Annotated in this window: 13 protein-coding genes; 5 read left to right on the forward strand and 8 right to left on the reverse strand. The window is 68.1% G+C overall.

Going from position 1 to position 15,040, the window contains the following annotated elements; genetic code table 11:
• Positions 1-19: 19 nt before the first annotated feature.
• The 8 genes from BMW54_RS12950 to BMW54_RS12985 are packed head-to-tail and all read right to left on the reverse strand — an operon-like array spanning position 20 to position 10,152.
• Positions 20-1,543 (reverse strand): CoA-acylating methylmalonate-semialdehyde dehydrogenase, encoded by a 1,524-nt coding sequence (locus BMW54_RS12950; protein WP_090057101.1) that lies wholly within the window; start codon positions 1,541-1,543, stop codon positions 20-22.
• 26 nt (positions 1,544-1,569) lie between these two features.
• Positions 1,570-2,367: a 5-deoxy-glucuronate isomerase gene (iolB, locus tag BMW54_RS12955; protein ID WP_090056622.1), complete on the reverse strand. Its 798-nt coding sequence runs from the start codon at positions 2,365-2,367 to the stop codon at positions 1,570-1,572.
• On the reverse strand, positions 2,364-3,272 hold the full coding sequence (gene iolE, locus BMW54_RS12960; protein WP_090056623.1) for a myo-inosose-2 dehydratase: 909 nt from the start codon (positions 3,270-3,272) through the stop codon (positions 2,364-2,366). Before iolE ends, iolB begins: the two co-directional genes overlap by 4 nt.
• Positions 3,269-5,152 (reverse strand): 3D-(3,5/4)-trihydroxycyclohexane-1,2-dione acylhydrolase (decyclizing), encoded by a 1,884-nt coding sequence (gene iolD / locus BMW54_RS12965; RefSeq protein WP_090056626.1) that lies wholly within the window; start codon positions 5,150-5,152, stop codon positions 3,269-3,271. Before iolD ends, iolE begins: the two co-directional genes overlap by 4 nt.
• Positions 5,149-7,116, reverse strand: coding sequence for a bifunctional 5-dehydro-2-deoxygluconokinase/5-dehydro-2-deoxyphosphogluconate aldolase (gene iolC, locus BMW54_RS12970; RefSeq protein ID WP_090056629.1), 1,968 nt, complete (start codon positions 7,114-7,116; stop codon positions 5,149-5,151). The genes iolD and iolC overlap by 4 nt, the downstream gene beginning before the upstream one ends.
• A 13-nt stretch (positions 7,117-7,129) precedes the next feature.
• Positions 7,130-7,918 carry an ATP-binding cassette domain-containing protein gene (locus BMW54_RS12975; protein WP_217642660.1) on the reverse strand — a complete coding sequence of 263 codons (789 nt, stop codon included), beginning with the start codon at positions 7,916-7,918 and terminating at the stop codon, positions 7,130-7,132.
• Positions 7,919-7,929: 11 nt separating this feature from the next.
• Positions 7,930-9,090 (reverse strand): ABC transporter permease, encoded by a 1,161-nt coding sequence (locus tag BMW54_RS12980; RefSeq protein ID WP_090056634.1) that lies wholly within the window; start codon positions 9,088-9,090, stop codon positions 7,930-7,932.
• Between the two features lie 18 nt (positions 9,091-9,108).
• Positions 9,109-10,152: a sugar ABC transporter substrate-binding protein gene (locus BMW54_RS12985; protein ID WP_090056636.1), complete on the reverse strand. Its 1,044-nt coding sequence runs from the start codon at positions 10,150-10,152 to the stop codon at positions 9,109-9,111.
• A 203-nt stretch (positions 10,153-10,355) separates the two neighbouring features.
• On the opposite strand from BMW54_RS12985, the gene BMW54_RS12990 reads away from it, so the two are divergent.
• From BMW54_RS12990 to BMW54_RS13010, 5 genes are all read left to right on the forward strand, one after another.
• The gene (locus BMW54_RS12990; RefSeq protein ID WP_090056638.1) at positions 10,356-11,222 is read left to right on the forward strand and encodes a MurR/RpiR family transcriptional regulator; all 867 of its coding nucleotides are present in this window, start codon (positions 10,356-10,358) and stop codon (positions 11,220-11,222) included.
• Entirely contained in the window at positions 11,215-12,207 is a 993-nt protein-coding gene (gene iolG, locus BMW54_RS12995) for an inositol 2-dehydrogenase (RefSeq protein WP_090056640.1), read from the forward strand. Before BMW54_RS12990 ends, iolG begins: the two co-directional genes overlap by 8 nt.
• Positions 12,208-12,218: 11 nt before the next feature.
• Positions 12,219-13,232 carry a Gfo/Idh/MocA family oxidoreductase gene (locus BMW54_RS13000; RefSeq protein WP_175472862.1) on the forward strand — a complete coding sequence of 338 codons (1,014 nt, stop codon included), beginning with the start codon at positions 12,219-12,221 and terminating at the stop codon, positions 13,230-13,232.
• Positions 13,233-13,373: 141 nt separating this feature from the next.
• Positions 13,374-14,600, forward strand: coding sequence for an MFS transporter (locus BMW54_RS13005; protein ID WP_090056642.1), 1,227 nt, complete (start codon positions 13,374-13,376; stop codon positions 14,598-14,600).
• A 28-nt stretch (positions 14,601-14,628) separates the two neighbouring features.
• A complete protein-coding gene (locus BMW54_RS13010; RefSeq protein ID WP_090056644.1) occupies positions 14,629-15,021 on the forward strand; it encodes a hypothetical protein in 393 nt (130 codons plus the stop codon).
• Positions 15,022-15,040: the final 19 nt, after the last annotated feature.

Below are 15,040 nucleotides of genomic sequence, written 5' to 3' on the forward strand. Positions count from 1 at the left end.
TCATAGAGCTTTTGTCATATCAAAGCGTAGGCATCGCGAACTCGGCGCCAGTGCTTTCACTGTGGTTCAGCCAACGCTGTGTAATGGCCTTCTGCCTTGTGTAAAACCTTACGGATTCCGGTCCGTGGGCGTGGTGATCGCCCATCAGGCTCTTCTTCCAGCCGCCGAAACTGTGAAACGCCATCGGCACGGGGATCGGCACGTTGATGCCGATCATGCCCACCTGAACGCGATGCGCGAATTCCCGCGCCACCTGTCCGTCACGCGTGAAGATCGCCGTGCCGTTGCCGAACTCGTGGTCGTCGACCAGTTTGAGGGCGCTCGCGAAATCGGGGACGCGGACGACGCACAGTACCGGTCCGAATATCTCTTCCTTATAAACCCGCATCGATGGCGTCACGCGGTCGAACAACGTGCCGCCGAGGAAAAAGCCTTGCTCGCAACCGGCGACGCGATGCCCGCGACCGTCGACCACGAGCTCCGCGCCGGCCGCGACGCCGTCGTCGATGTAGCCGGTGATGCGATCGCGATGGACACCCGTCACCACCGGTCCCATGTCGACCGACTCGTCCAGGCCGTGCCCGATGCGCAGCGCTTCCACGCGAGGTGCGAGTTTCGCGACGAGGTCGTCCGCCGTGGCTTCGCCGACGGCGACGGCGACGGAGATGGCCATGCAACGTTCTCCCGCCGCACCGTACCCGGCACCCAAAAGGGCATCCGCGGTCTTGTCCAGATCCGCGTCGGGCATGACGATCATATGATTCTTGGCCCCACCCAAGGCTTGGACGCGCTTGCCCTGCGCGCATCCACGCGCGTAGATGTACTCGGCGATCGGCGTCGAACCGACGAAACTGACGGCACGGACCAGATCGTGATCGAGGAGCGCATCCACCGCGGTCTTGTCACCATGGACGACGTTGAACACGCCATCGGGAAGACCAGCTTCCTTGAGCAGCTTCGCCAGCTCGACGGCCAGCGTCGGATCGCGCTCGGAGGGTTTCAGCACGAACGTGTTGCCGCAGGCCACGGCCATCGGGAACATCCACATCGGCACCATGGCGGGGAAATTGAACGGCGTGATGCCCACGCACACGCCGAGCGCCTGGCGCATCGTCCACGCGTCGATGCCGTTGGCGATCTGTTCGGTGTATTCACCCTTGAGCAGCTCGGGAATGCCGCACGCGTACTCGACCACTTCGAGGCCGCGCACGAGTTCGCCCTTCGCGTCCGAAAGCACCTTGCCGTGTTCGGAGACGATGATGCGCGCGAGGCGATCCATGTCACGTTCGATGAGTTCCTTCAGGCGGAACATCACGCGCGCGCGCTTCAGCGGCGGTGTCTGCGACCACGCGGGGAACGCGGCGTGCGCCGCACGCACGGCGGCATCGACATCGGCGACCGAGGCGAGATCCACCTCGGCGGCGGGCACGCCGCGCGCGGGATCGTAGACAGGCGCGCTACCGGAGGGCGAGCCGGCGTAAGGCTTGCCGGCGATGAAGTGGCCGATGCGGGGAAGGGTCTGGCTCGACGGCTGGGCTGACATGATCGTGTGTACTCCGACCGCGCGCGTCAGCGCGCGATCATCCATTCGTGGGCGGGGTCGTTGCGGAAGTGCCATTCGCGGCGCGGGCCGGCCATGACGTTGAGGTAGTAGCCGCGATAACCGTGCGGCATCACCACGGGGTGGTAACCGCGCGGGACCATTACGACGTCGTGATCGCCGACGGCCATCGACTCGTCGATGTCGCGCGTGTCGGTGTAGACGCGCTGGAACGCGAAGCCCTGCGGCGGGTCGACGCGGTGGTAGTAGGTCTCCTCGAGCACGCTCTCCTCGGGCAGCGCGTCCGTGTCGTGCTTGTGCGGCGGATAACTAGAGGAATGGCCGGCGGGCGTGAGCACCTCGACGACGAGCAGCGATTCGGCAGGCTCGGTCTCGGGCAGGATGTCGCAGACATAACGCGTGTTCGCGCCGGTGCCGCGCACCGAACGCTTCATCGTCGACGGTTCGATGTGGCGCACCCCATGCTTGCCGCTCGCGGGTGCCGAAGCGACGGCGATCTCGGCGTCCGTGGACGCGACGATCTCGTACACGGACGACGGTGGCGCATAGACCGCGTGCGGAGAGGTGTCGTCGAAGACGCTGGCGCGACCGCCGAGTCCCTGCCACGACGCCTCGCCGACGCGGACGTCGACCGTGCCGGTGAGGATCACCAGGCAACCTTCGCGATCGGCGGGAAGTTCGATGCGCGTCGTCGCGCCGGCGGCGAGCCGGCGCGCCTCGAAGCCGACGTGCTTCCAGTGCGCGGTCTGCGGCGTCACCTTGACGATGGCTTCGCCGGTGGGCATGGCCTTGACCAGGAGCGTCATGCGACCTCCCTGACCGTCTCGCGGTCGAGCAGGGTACGCAGCGTGTCGTAGCCCTTCTTCGCGTACGCGTAGCTCGGTGCCACGGCCGGATCCTGCTCGGCTTCGACGACGAGCCATCCGCGATAGCCGTGCGACTGCAGGCGCGCGACGATCGACGCGAAATCGATGACGCCGTCGCCGGGCACGGTAAACGCGCCATTGAGCACGGATTGCAGGAACGTCCATTGGCGGTTGCGGGCGAGGCGCACGATGCCGGGGCGCACGTCCTTGCAATGCACGTGACAGATCCTGGCGATGTGGCGGTCGAGCACGGCCAGCGGATCGCCGCCACCGAAATAGGTGTGACCGCTGTCGAAGAGCAGGCCGACCTCGTCGCCGGTGTTGGCCATCAGCTGGTCGATGTCCTCGGGCGATTCGACATAGGCGCCCATGTGATGGTGGTACGCGAGGCGCACGCCGTGGGAGAGCGTGAAGCGCGCGAACTCGGTGACCCGCTCGCCGTAGCGTTTCCAGTCGTCCGCGCCGCGAAAGCGTGGGCGCTTGTACAGCGGCACCGGCTCGCCCTGGATGGCATGGGCGACCTCGCCGTAGACCATCACCTTGCAACCGTTCTCCGCGAGCAGGCGCAGATGCTTCGCGACGGCCTCCGTCTCTTCCTTCGCGTGGCGCTCCCCGAGGCGGCCCGAGTACCAGCCGGAAACCACGGCGAGGTCGTACCCCGCCATCAGGTCGCGCAGGGCCGCGGGTTCCTTCGGAAACTTGTTGCCGAGTTCGAAGCCCTCGTAGCCGATGGCCTTGCCTTCTTCGAGCGCGGTCGAGAGCGGAATCTCGCCGCCGAGCGACGGCAGGTCGTCGTTGCTCCAGGAGATCGGGTTGATGCCGATGCGGATCGAATCGTTCTTCATGCTGGCGTAATCCTGGCCTTGCGGCCGGCGAGGGCGGTCTCGTAGTCCGTGCGCGCGTCGCGCACGCCCTGCCGCGTGGAGACTTCCGGCACCGCCACGTCCCACCATACGCCGCCTTCGGCGGTGGTGCGCGTGTGGTCGGTATCGATGCTGATGAGATAGGTGCGGTCGGCCGCGCGTGCCCGTTCGAGGGCATGTTCGAGCCCGGCGATGTCGGCGACGTGTTCGGCGATGGCGCCGAGGCTGCGCGCGTGGGCCGCGAAGTCGATCATGGGGGCGCCGTGCCGGCCCTGCACGCAGTCGTCGAACATGTTGTTGAACGGCGCGCCGCCGGTCGCCTGCTGCAGGCGGTTGATGCAGCCATAGCCGCGATTGTCGAGGAGCACGATGATCAGCTTCGCGTCGAGCATCACCGACGTCGCGATCTCCGAGTTCATCATCAGGTAGCTGCCGTCGCCGACCATGACGATCACCTCGCGGTCGGGCGCGGCCATCTTCACGCCGAGCCCGCCCGCGATCTCGTAGCCCATGCAGGAGTAGCCGTACTCCATGTGATAGCCGCCGGGCGTTTCGGTGCGCCAGAGCTTCTCCAGTTCGGCGGGCAGCGTGCCCGCGGCGCAGACGACGATGTCGCTCATCGCCGACCGCGGCGACGAACGCTGCACCGCGCCGATCACCTCGCCGTCATACGGCAGGCGTCCTGGCGGCGCGTCCCGCTGTCCGGTGATGCGCGAGACGATGTCCACCCATTCGCTCGCCGCCTGCCGTGCGCGTGTCGTCCATGCCTCGGGTGCGGCCCAGTCCTCGAGACTGAAGCTCAGGTCGTCGAGTACCTGTGCCGCGTCGCCGACGCACTCGATGCCCTCGCCCTTCAGCGTATCGAACGCGTTCACGTTGATCGACAGGATCGGCACGTGCCGGAACAGGGCGTTCGAGCCGGTCGTGAAGTCCTGCAGACGCGTGCCGACCGCGATGACGAGGTCGGCCTCCGGCAGTAGCGCGTTGGCCGCGGTGGAACCGCTGACGCCGGCGGGACCGAGGTGCAGCGGATGGTTCCATGGCAGCGCGCCCTTGCCGGCCTGCGTCTCGCAGACCGGCACGCCGTGCTTCTCGGCGAACGCCATCAGCTCGGGCGTGGCCTTCGCGTACAGCGCGCCGCCGCCCGCCACGATCACCGGCCGTTCCGACGCCTCGATGGCGTCGAGGGCCGCCATCAGTTCGTCGTCGGTGGGCTGCGGCGCACGGAACACGATCTCGCGCGGCTCGAAGAACGAGGCGGGGAAATCATAGGCCTCGGCCTGCACGTCCTGCGGAAGCGCGAGCGTCACCGGGCCGCAAAGGGCCGGATCGGTCAGCGTGCGGATCGCCCGGGGCAGGGCGGTCAGCAGTTGTTCCGGCCGCACGATGCGATCGAAGTAGCGCGACACCGGCCGGAAGCAATCGTTGACCGAGACGGTGCCGTCGCTGAAATCCTCCAGCTGCTGGAGGACGGGATCGGGCGCGCGCGAGACGAAGATGTCGCCGGGAAGCAGCAGGACGGGGAGGCGGTTCACGTGCGCGAGCGCCGCGGCGGTCACGAGATTCGTGGCGCCCGGGCCGATGGACGTCGTGACCGCCATCATGCGGCGGCGCATGTTCGTCTTCGCGTAGGCGATCGCCGCATGGGCCATCGCCTGCTCGTTGTGCGCGCGGTAGGTCGGCAGTTCGTCGCGGATGCCGTGCAGCGCCTCGCCCAGTCCCGCGACGTTGCCGTGCCCGAAGATGGCGAACACGCCGCCGAACAGCGGCACCGCTTCTTCCTGGTCCGCGTCGCGGCCGCGTAACGCGGCGAGGTAGCGGACCAGCGCCTGCGCGCAGGTCAGTCGGATCGTCTCGCTCATGCGGCGGCACCTTCTTCGATCCGGCGGCCGGTGCTCCGGCCGTCGCGCCACAGCGCGATCATGCGCTCGAAGGATGCCTGCGCCTGCGCCACCAGCGCGTCGTCGTCGATGTCTCCGGCGAGCCACGCGCGGGCGCAGTCGGCGAAGATGGTGCGGCCGACCGCGAAACCGCGGCACGTCTCGCTCGCCGACGCGTCGGCGAAGCCGGCGGCCAGCGTCTCGGCCGGCGCGTTCAGGCCGAGCAGGAGCACGCCACGGCAATGCGGGTCGCGTTCGTGGATCAGGGCGTCGATCGCCGCCCACGCGTCGCGGCGGGGCGGGCACAGTTTCCACCAGTCCGGGCGGATGCCGAGGTTGTAGATACGCTTCAAGGAGCGCAGCACCTTCTCGTCGCGCACGACGGGATCCGGGCAGCCGGGCGGAATGACTTCGAGCAGCAGCTCGTGACCGCTGAGCGTCGCCGCGTCGTACAGGCTGCGGAGCTGCGTTTCCTGCTCCACGCGCAGCAGGGGATCGGCGTCGGGATCGAAGGCCACGAGGCATTTGATGACGTGCTCGCGCGGCCAGGCGACGAGCTGGCTGCCGATGGACCGTCCGCGTTCCAGTTCGAGCGGATTCGATCCGGAGACCTCGACGGGACGGCCGATCCACCAGCCGCGGCCGGTGGCGGCGTTCAGGGCGTCCTGGCCGTATCGGTCGTCGGCCAGGAGACCGACATGGCCCTGCAGCCTGCCGGCGCGCTCGGTGGCGGCCACCGCCTCGACGAGGAGTTCCTTCAGGCGGGGAATCCGCGCCTCGTCCGCGCCGGCCTGACGCGCGATCTCGAAGAACGGCACGCGGTGGTCGAAAGCGAACACGTAGAGCTCGTCCCACGCCTTGCGCGGCACGGCGGTGCGGTGCAGGTGCGACAGGTCGGCGTCCAGATCGGGGCGACGGATCGTGCCTTCCCTTGCGAGGAATGCGTCGAGTTCCGCGCGGCCCGGCATCGCCGGCGCGCAGCCGTGGCGCGACACGACGATGGCGCCGCACGCGTTCGCGAAGGCGCACGCGCGTTCCACCGTCTCGCCACGCAGCCAGCCGGCGAGGAAGCCCGACAGGAACGCGTCGCCGGCGCCGAGGACGTTGAGCACGTCCACGCGGCTGCCGCGGAAGGTGGGTGCTTCGTCGATGTCGGCCGGCACGGCGCCGTCGACGATGCTGCAACCCAGGGGCCCGCGCTTGACGACGAGCGTGGCGTTGCTGATCCCGCGCACCGCGCGCAACGCGGCGAGGAGATCCTCGCTGCCGCCCGCGATGTGGAATTCCTCCTCGGTGCCGACGATGACGTCGAACCCGCCGAGGATGCCCTGTAGGTGCGCGGTGACGTGATCGGCGGCGACGAACCGTCGCTCGCCCTCGCCACGGCCCGTCAGGCCCCAGAGCACGGGGCGATAGTCGATGTCGAGCACCGTGCGCACGTCGTGCTTGCGGGCGAGTTCGAGCGCCCGCGTGCTGGCGGCGAGCACCCCGGGCGTGGACAGGTGCGTGCCGGTGATCGCGAGCGCGCGGCAGGAGGCGATGAACGACTCGTCGATGTCGCCGGCGTCGATCGCCATGTCCGCGCAGTTCTCGCGATAGAACAGCAGCGGGAAGGTGTCGCGATCCTTGATGCCGAGGATGGCCAGCGCCGTGAGCCGCTCGGCGTCGACCTTCACCTGACTGGTGTCGCAGCCTTCGGCGTCGAGGGTTTCGGTCAGGAAACGGCCCATGTGGTCGTCGCCGACGCGAGAGAGCATCGCCGAGCGCAGGCCGAGCCGCGCGGTGCCGAAGGCGACGTTCGCCGACGAGCCGCCGAGGTACTTCGCGAAGCTCGTGACGTCCTCGAGGCGGGCGCCGATCTGCTGGCCGTAGAGATCCACCGCGAGCCGGCCGAGGCAGGCGACGTCGATGGGGCGGGAGGCGGAGCGGGGCAGGGGACTACGCATAGGGGTTCCGTGTTCAGGCCGCGCGGCCTTCCAGTTCGTCGACGAGGCTCTGGATCTCGGTGCCGCCGGCCATCATGTCCAGCACCGCTTCCTTCGTGATGTCGCTCTTGGCGAACGTGCCCATCGACTGGCCGCGATTGAGCAGCGTGAAGCTGTCCGCGATCGGGTAGGCGTGGTGCACGTTATGGGTGATGAAGATCACCGAGATGCCGCGCTCGCGCGCGCTGTGGATGAGCTTGAGCACGTTGCACGACTGCTTCACGCCGAGCGCCGCCGTCGGCTCGTCGAGGATCAGCACCTTCGCGCCGAAGTGGATCGCGCGCGCGATGGCGAGGCATTGCCGTTCGCCGCCCGACATCGTGCCGACCGGCTGGCTCGCGTCGCGCACGCGGATGCCCATCTCGGCCAGCTTGTCGCGGGCGGTCTCGTTCGCGTAGTTCATGTCGATGACGGGGATGCAGCCGAACAGCTTCTTGCGCGGCTCCCGGCCGGCGAAGAAGTTGCGGGCCACGCTCATCAGCGGCACCAGCGCGAGATCCTGGTAGACCGTGGCGATGCCGCGGTCCAGCGCCTCGCGCGGCGAGTTGAAGCGGACGTCCTCGCCCTCGACGCGGTAGGTGCCGGTGCTCGGCTGGTGCACGCCCGCGAGCGTCTTGATGAGCGTGGACTTGCCGGCGCCGTTGTCGCCGAGCAGGCAGTGCACCTCGCCGCGCTTCAGTCGCAGCGTCACGCCCTGGAGCGCGATCACGGTGCCGAAGTACTTGCTGACGTTGTCGAGTTCGAGGATGTAATCGTCGGCCATGGTGGCGCTCCTCATTTCGTGGCCGCGGCGCGGCTGCGGATGTAGTGGTTGAACAGCACCGCCAGCAGCAACATGCCGCCGAGGAAGACGCGGTACCAGTCGGAATCGATGTTGGTGTAGGAGATGCCGATCTGCACGACGCCGAAGATCAGCGCGCCGAAGCAGGCGCCGATGACGGAGCCGAAGCCGCCGGTCAGCAGCGTGCCGCCGATGACCACGGCGATGATCGCCTCGAACTCCTTCTGCAGGCCGCGGTCCGCAGCCGCCGAGCCGACGTCGGCCACCTGCAGTACGCCGAACAGGCAGGCGCAGAAGGCGGTCAGCACGAACAGCGAGATCTTCACGCGGCGCACGGGAACGCCGACGTTCTTGGCCGCGTTGGCATCGCCACCGACCGTGTAGATCCAGTTGCCGAAACGGGTGCGCGCCAGGACGAAGCCCGCGGCGAGCGCCATCACGATCCACCACACCAGCACCTTGGGCAGGCCGCCAACGACCGGCTCGCCGCTGGGCAGCTTCTCGATGAGGTTCATCGAGGCCAGTCCGCTGAAGAGCCAGTGGAGCGTCGTGCCCTGGAACAGCGCGGAGACGACCGGGTCGTTCGTGAACTTGTCGCCGACACCGCTGACGATCGTGCTGTTGGCGAAGCTGGTGGAGAGCACCAGCGTCAGGCCGCGGAGGATGAACATGAAGGCGAGCGTGACGATGAACGACGGCAGCTTCGTGCGGACCACGAGGTAGCCGTTGAGCGCGCCCAGCGCCATCGAGCCGGCGAAGGCGAAGATCACCGACGCCCACAGCGGCCAGCCGAGGTACATCGGGGGAATGGCCACCATGACGCCGGCGAAGCCGATCATCGAACCCATCGACAGATCGAATTCGCCGGCGATCATGAGCAGGCAGGCGCCCACGGCGATGATGCCGAGGTACGCCGCGACCTGCGCCCAGTTGATGACGCCATCGAGCGCGAACATGCCCGATCCGCCGGCGGTGATGCCGAAGAAGACGAAGACGAGCACGGTGCCCGCGATGGAGCCCAGTTCGGGCCTGTCGAGCAGGACGCGCCACGGGGATATCTTCCGTACGCGCTCGTCCGTGGGTTTCGTCGCTTCCGGCGTCGTGGCGCGGGTGTTCTGGATCATGTGGGTGACGCTCTCGTTGATGGCGCTCATGGACGGTACTCCTGCCGGTCAGCGGTACTGGCCGGCGTACTTCTCGACGGTGGCGACGTTGTCCTTGGTGACGAACGCCGGGCCGGAGCTGACGCCGGTGGCGGTGTAGATCGGCTTGAGGTCGTACTGCTTCAGGCGCGCCTGGAACTTCGGGTTGGCCTTCAGCGCCGCGATGATCGCCGCCGGATCCTTCGTCTTCTGGTCGTTGGCGATGATCAGCGCCGCGATGCCCATGTAACCCTGCAGGTACGGCTGCTGATCGATCGCGTACTGGATCACGCCGGACTTGATGCCGCCGATGATGGCGGGGGAGAGATCGAAGGTGCCGAAGTCGATCTTGCCGGTCAGGCGCATGTCCTGGACCACCTTGATCGTCGGCTCGGCGGCGTTGGGGCCGAGCGCGAGGATCGCCTGGGTCTTGGGATTGCTGCGCAGGTAGGCGCTGACCTTGCTGGCGACCACGGTCGGGTCCATGCCCGTGTCGATCATCGAGGTCTTGCGCCAGTCCTTCACGCCGATGGCTTCGGCGAAGCCCTGGCAGCGCTCGAACGAGGCGTTGTTGGTCGCGTAGTGGTTCACGCAGACGAAGCTCGTGATGCCCTTGGCCTTGGCGCGTTCGCCCGCCGCCTTGCCGGCTTCGTATTCGCCCTGGCCGATGTGCATGATCGCGCCGATCTTCTTGCTCTCCGCCGGCGTGCCGGAGTTGATCGTGACGATGGGAATGCCCTTGGCCGAGACCTTCTTCGCCGGCCCTTCGAGCACGGAGTAGTTCGCGATGTCGAACGCGACGCCCTTGTAGTTGCGAGCGGCGGCGGACTCGAGTTGGCGGGCCATCTCGCTCAGGTCGCCGTTGCCCGAGCCGCGGTAGTCCACGGAAACGCCGAAGTCTTCGCCGGCCTGCTTGATCGCGTTCTTGATGGTGTTCCACCACGAATCGGAATCCGCGGCGTGGGTAACGAGAACGTAACGGTCGCCCGGCGCGGCGCGGGAGGCGGGGGCGGCGGCGCCCAGACCGAGGGCGAGAGCGGCTGCCAGCGTGGCGTGGAACAGTTTGGATCGCATATTTCCTCCCCGAGTGACCGCATCGCGGTCGGATGGATGGATTGACGTGACTGCGATGCGGCCTGGCGGCCGCTGTTTGTGCCGAAAGCGGACCGAGCATGGACCGCCTGTTCCAGCGTTGCAATTTGCATTGCAGCAAAAAAATAAATGGAAAAAACGTTCCATCCCGTGCTTGAATGCGCCGGTCACCGCAGGAGACGCCGATGGCCAAACGCAGCGAAGCCGATGCCCTCATGCAGCGCATCGCGGAGGAATACGAGGCCCTGCCGCGCCAGCTGCAATGCGTCGCCCGTTACCTTGAGGAACATCGCAGCTCGATCATGGTCCAGCGCGTCGGCGAGATCGCCGAGGGCTGCGGCGTGCATGCGTCGGCGGTGGTCCGCTTCGCCCAGCGCTTCGGTTACTCCGGCTTCTCCGAGATGCAGGCCGTGTTTCGCGACGCGTGGGCCGCGCAGGCGTCGCCATCGCGCAGCTACCAGCAGCGCATCCGCAGCGTCATCAAGGGGCGTACCGACGGCGTGTCCGCGGTGGAGATCGCCTCGCGCTTCATCGATGCCAGCCGCGCCGGCCTCGACGAGCTCGCGGCGGAGATCGACGAGGCGCGCTTCCAGAAGGCGGTCGACATGCTGGCCGGCGCCGAGAACATCTACGTGATGGGCGTGCGCCGCTCGTTCGCGATCGCGACGTACATCGCCTACGCGTTGCAGCACACGCAGAAGCGGGTCCACCTGGTGAACGGCCTGGGCGGCATGTTCCGCGAGCAGCTGCGCAGCATCGGCAAGGGCGATGCGCTGATCGCGATCAGCTTCCCGCCGTTCGGCAAGGAAACCCTTTACGCCATGCGCGTCGCGCAGCAGCACAAGGCGGGCGTGCTCGCCATCACCGAGAGCGATCTCGGCCCGCTGGCGCGGCATTCCGATGTCCTGCTCAAGGTGAAGGAGGGCAGCGCGTTCGCCTTCCGTGGTCTCACCAGCACGATGTGTCTGTGCCAGGCGCTGTTCGTCGCGCTGGCCTACAAGCTTGAACTGACCGTTGAAGAAACGATTCCCCGAGGAGAATACGATGATTGAAGTAGCCGTTTTCGGTGCCGGTCGCATCGGCAAGATCCATGCGGGCAACGTCGCCCGGCATCCGGAGGCGCGCCTGCGCTACGTGGTCGACGTGCACGAGCCCTCGGCGCGGGAACTGGCCGGGAAACACGGCGCGAAGGTCGCGTCGGTCGACGAGGCGCTTAACGATCCGGCGGTGGGCGCCGTCGTGATCGGTTCGAGCACGGATACGCATGCCGACCTCATCCATCGCGCCGCCGCCGCGGGCAAGGCCATCTTCTGCGAGAAGCCCGTCGACCTCGACGTGGAACGCGCGCGCTCCTGCCAGGCGGCGGTCGAGAAAGCCGGCGTGGTCTGCATGATCGCCTTCCAGCGACGGTTCGATCCCACGTTCTCCTCGCTCAAGAAACGGCTCGACGAGGGCGAGGTCGGCACGCCCGAGCTGCTGATCGTCACGAGCCGCGATCCCGGCGCGCCGCCGGTGAGCTACATCAAGAGCTCGGGCGGCATCTTCAAGGACATGCTCATCCACGACTTCGACATCTTCCGCTGGATCCTCGACGACGAGGCGGTCAGCGTGCATGCGACGGGGAGCTGCCTGACCGACCCCGCGATCGAGGCGGCCGGCGACATCGATACGACGGCGGTCACGATCCGCACGAAGAGCGGGAAGCTCTGCCAGATCAACACCTCCCGCCGCGCGGCTTATGGATACGATCAGCGCTTCGAGGTGCTCGGCAGCAAGGGCATGCTGCAGGCGGGCAACGTCGCGCCGACGCAGGTCGTCTCGCACGGCGCGGCGGGCATCGTGCACGACCTGCCCGAGCACTTCTTCCTGGAGCGCTACCGCGAGGCCTATGCCGCCGAGATCGCGCACTTCTTCGATGCGCTGGCGGCGGGAACGCCGGTGCGTACGACGATCGCCGACGGCATCAAGGCCCTGGAGCTCGCCGAGGCCGCGGCGCGGTCGTGGCGCGAAGGCCAGGCCGTGGCCGTCGGCATCTGAGGGGCGGCATCATGACGTCCCTTCGTATCGGCCTGGCCGGCCTCGGTCGGCTGGGCCAGCGTTACGCCGAGAACCTCGCGCGGGCGGTGCCGCGCGCCGAACTCGTCGCGGTGTGCAGCCCCGTGGACGCGGAGCGCGCCTGGGCGCGCGAGGCGCTCGCGGTGCCGGCGATCCACGAAACCTACGAGCAACTGCTCGCCGATCCGTCGGTGGACGCCGTGTTCCTGGTGACGCCGACGTCGTTGCACGCGAGCCAGATCGAGCAGGCGCTCGACGCGGGCAAGCACGTCTTCTGCGAAAAGCCGTTGTCGCTCGACACGGAGGACTGCCGTCGCGCCGCGGCGCACGCCGCCGCGTCGGACAAGCGGGCGATGGTGGGATTCGTGCGCCGCTTCGACGAGAGCTATCGCCATGCCTTCCAGCACATCGAGGCGGGCGGCATCGGGCGACCGTTTCTCGTCTACTCGCAGACGACCGATCTGGCCGATCCGAGCGGCGCGTTCCTGAAGTTCGCGCCGACCAGCGGCGGCATCTTCCTCGATTGCAGCGTGCACGACATCGACCTCGCGCGCTGGCTCCTTGGGCGGCCGAAGGCGGTGAAGGTGTACGCGACCGGGACGGTCGCGATGTATCCGCCGCTGGAGGCGATGGGTGACGTCGACAACGGCATCGCGACCGTCGAGTTCGAGGGCGGCCGCATGGCGATGTTCTACGCCTCGCGCACGCAGGCGCACGGACACGACACGCATACCGACATCACGGGCACCGCGGGCCGGTTGAGCGTGGGGCGCAACCCGCGGGCGGACCGCGTGGAGATCGCCGACGCGAGCGGCATCCGCAATACGGTGCTGCCATCGTTCTACGAGCGTTTCGCGCCGGCGTTCGTGACTCAGGCGAGGCATTTCGTCGATGCGATCCTCGACGGCACGCCGTTCGACCTGACGATGGACGACGCGGTCGAGGCGACGCGCATCGCCGTGGCGTTGCGCGAGTCGCTCCACCGGGGGCAACCCGTGACGCTGTGACGCGCCATGGCGCGGATCGCCGATGCGATCGGCTCCCAGCCTCCGGTAGTTGCAAAAGGTGCTACCGAAGGGGTGGGAGCCGATCGCATCGGCGATTTCCTTCAATGACGCGCCGCAACATCGGGCGGTATAATGGCACCCATGTCGCTCCCACCCCTCGTCCCCCAGCGTGGCCGGCGTTTCGCCGTCACCGCGCGGATCCTGTCCGCGGTCGTCTTCTCGTTCGTCTGTTACCTCTGCATCGGCGTTCCGCTCGCGGTGCTCCCGGGCTTCGCGCACCACGACCTCGGTTACTCGACGATCGTGGCGGGCCTCGCGGTCAGCGCGCAGTATCTTGCGACGCTGCTCAGCCGGCCGCACGCGGGACGCATGGCGGACGCGATGGGGCCGAAGCGCACCGTCGTCGCCGGACTCGTCGTGCTGGCGCTCTCCGGCCTGTTCCTCGCGCTCGCCGCGCTCGTGCCCGGCACGCCCGCGCTCTCGTTGGCGCTCATCCTGATCAGCCGCCTCGGGCTTGGCTTCGCGGAGAGCTGGGTCAGCACCGGATCGATCACGTGGGGCATCGGTGGCATCGGCGGCGAACACACGGCTCGCGTCATCTCGTGGAACGGCATCGCGACGTACGGTGGCATCGCCGTGGGCGCGCCGCTCGGCGTCACGCTCGCGCGCGACCACGGTTTCATCGCGTTGGGCGTCCTCACGTTCCTGCTGGGGCTTGTCGCGCTTCCGTTCGCCCTGTGGAAAGCGCGCGTCGCCCCGTCGCACGGCGAGCGGCTGCCGTTCCGCAGCGTGTTCGTGCGCGTCATGCCCTATGGCGCAGGCCTCGCGCTCGGTTCCATCGGCTTCGGCACCCTGTCCACGTTCGTCGCGTTGTACTACGCGAGTCGCGGCTGGTCGGACGCGGCGCTGTCGCTCTCGGTGTTCGGCGCGTGCTTCATCGGCATCCGCCTGGTCTTCGGCAACGCCATCGACCGCTTCGGCGGCTACCGCGTGGCGATCGTTTCGCTCTTCGTCGAATGCCTCGGGCTGCTGTTGCTCTGGCTGGGTCACACGCCGTCCCTGGCGCTGGCGGGCGCGGCGCTCACCGGCGCCGGCTTCGCGCTGGTGTTCCCCGCGCTGGGCGTCGAGGCCGTCGGCCGCGTCAGCACCCACAACCGCGGCGCCGCGCTGGGTGCGTACTCCGTGTTCCTCGATGTCGCGCTCGGCCTCACCGGTCCGATCGGCGGCTGGGTCGCCGGCGCGTGGGACTACCCGGCGATCTTCCTGCTGGCCGGGTTCGCGGCCCTGGCGGCGGTGCTGCTCTCCGTCTCGCTCTACCTGCGCTACGGCCGCGACGGCAACGCTACGCCGGCCCGCGCACGGGCATAATGCAGCCTGATCCCGGACGAGTCCTCACATGCCATACGATCGCAGCTGGATGGGCTACGGCATCGTCGGTGCCCTGCAGGCGGGCGCGATCGCGCTCGCGGTCGGCATCGTCGTCTACGGCCTGCTGCACCGGCTCAATCGCGGCAACGGCTGGAGCCACGGCAAGGAACTGGCGGTGGCGTTCGCCCTCTCGGTCGTCCTCGCGGCCGGGCAGGACATGTGGAACCTCTTCTACTTCAACATGGCGCCGCTGCAGTCGCTCACGCTGCTGAAGCTGAAGCTCGCCGCCGTGCACGACCCCGATGCCATCGGCCTTCGCGTGTTCTTCGAGTGGCTCGGGGCGCTCGTCGGCGTCGGCCTCGGCTGGGTGGTGTTCTCGGGTGACCTCAAGAAACTGATCGCGGGTATCCGGCACTCCTGATCGAGACGGGCGTCGCCTC

Origin of the sequence: Luteibacter sp. 329MFSha, assembly GCF_900111665.1 — a bacterium.
Lineage (GTDB): Bacteria > Pseudomonadota > Gammaproteobacteria > Xanthomonadales > Rhodanobacteraceae > Luteibacter.

What these genes read in the sequence shown, in the direction of transcription:
- iolE (WP_090056623.1), bottom strand. Translation starts at nt 3,272, where the DNA reads ATGAAGAACGATTCGATCCGCATCGGCATCAACCCGATCTCCTGGAGC.
- BMW54_RS12985 (WP_090056636.1), bottom strand. Translation starts at nt 10,152, where the DNA reads ATGCGATCCAAACTGTTCCACGCCACGCTGGCAGCCGCTCTCGCCCTC.
- BMW54_RS13000 (WP_175472862.1), top strand. Translation starts at nt 12,219, where the DNA reads ATGACGTCCCTTCGTATCGGCCTGGCCGGCCTCGGTCGGCTGGGCCAG.
- iolC (WP_090056629.1), bottom strand. Translation starts at nt 7,116, where the DNA reads ATGCGTAGTCCCCTGCCCCGCTCCGCCTCCCGCCCCATCGACGTCGCC.
- BMW54_RS12980 (WP_090056634.1), bottom strand. Translation starts at nt 9,090, where the DNA reads ATGAGCGCCATCAACGAGAGCGTCACCCACATGATCCAGAACACCCGC.
- BMW54_RS13005 (WP_090056642.1), top strand. Translation starts at nt 13,374, where the DNA reads ATGTCGCTCCCACCCCTCGTCCCCCAGCGTGGCCGGCGTTTCGCCGTC.
- BMW54_RS12975 (WP_217642660.1), bottom strand. Translation starts at nt 7,918, where the DNA reads ATGGCCGACGATTACATCCTCGAACTCGACAACGTCAGCAAGTACTTC.
- BMW54_RS13010 (WP_090056644.1), top strand. Translation starts at nt 14,629, where the DNA reads ATGCCATACGATCGCAGCTGGATGGGCTACGGCATCGTCGGTGCCCTG.
- iolB (WP_090056622.1), bottom strand. Translation starts at nt 2,367, where the DNA reads ATGACGCTCCTGGTCAAGGCCATGCCCACCGGCGAAGCCATCGTCAAG.
- iolD (WP_090056626.1), bottom strand. Translation starts at nt 5,152, where the DNA reads ATGAGCGAGACGATCCGACTGACCTGCGCGCAGGCGCTGGTCCGCTAC.
- iolG (WP_090056640.1), top strand. Translation starts at nt 11,215, where the DNA reads ATGATTGAAGTAGCCGTTTTCGGTGCCGGTCGCATCGGCAAGATCCAT.
- BMW54_RS12950 (WP_090057101.1), bottom strand. Translation starts at nt 1,543, where the DNA reads ATGTCAGCCCAGCCGTCGAGCCAGACCCTTCCCCGCATCGGCCACTTC.
- BMW54_RS12990 (WP_090056638.1), top strand. Translation starts at nt 10,356, where the DNA reads ATGGCCAAACGCAGCGAAGCCGATGCCCTCATGCAGCGCATCGCGGAG.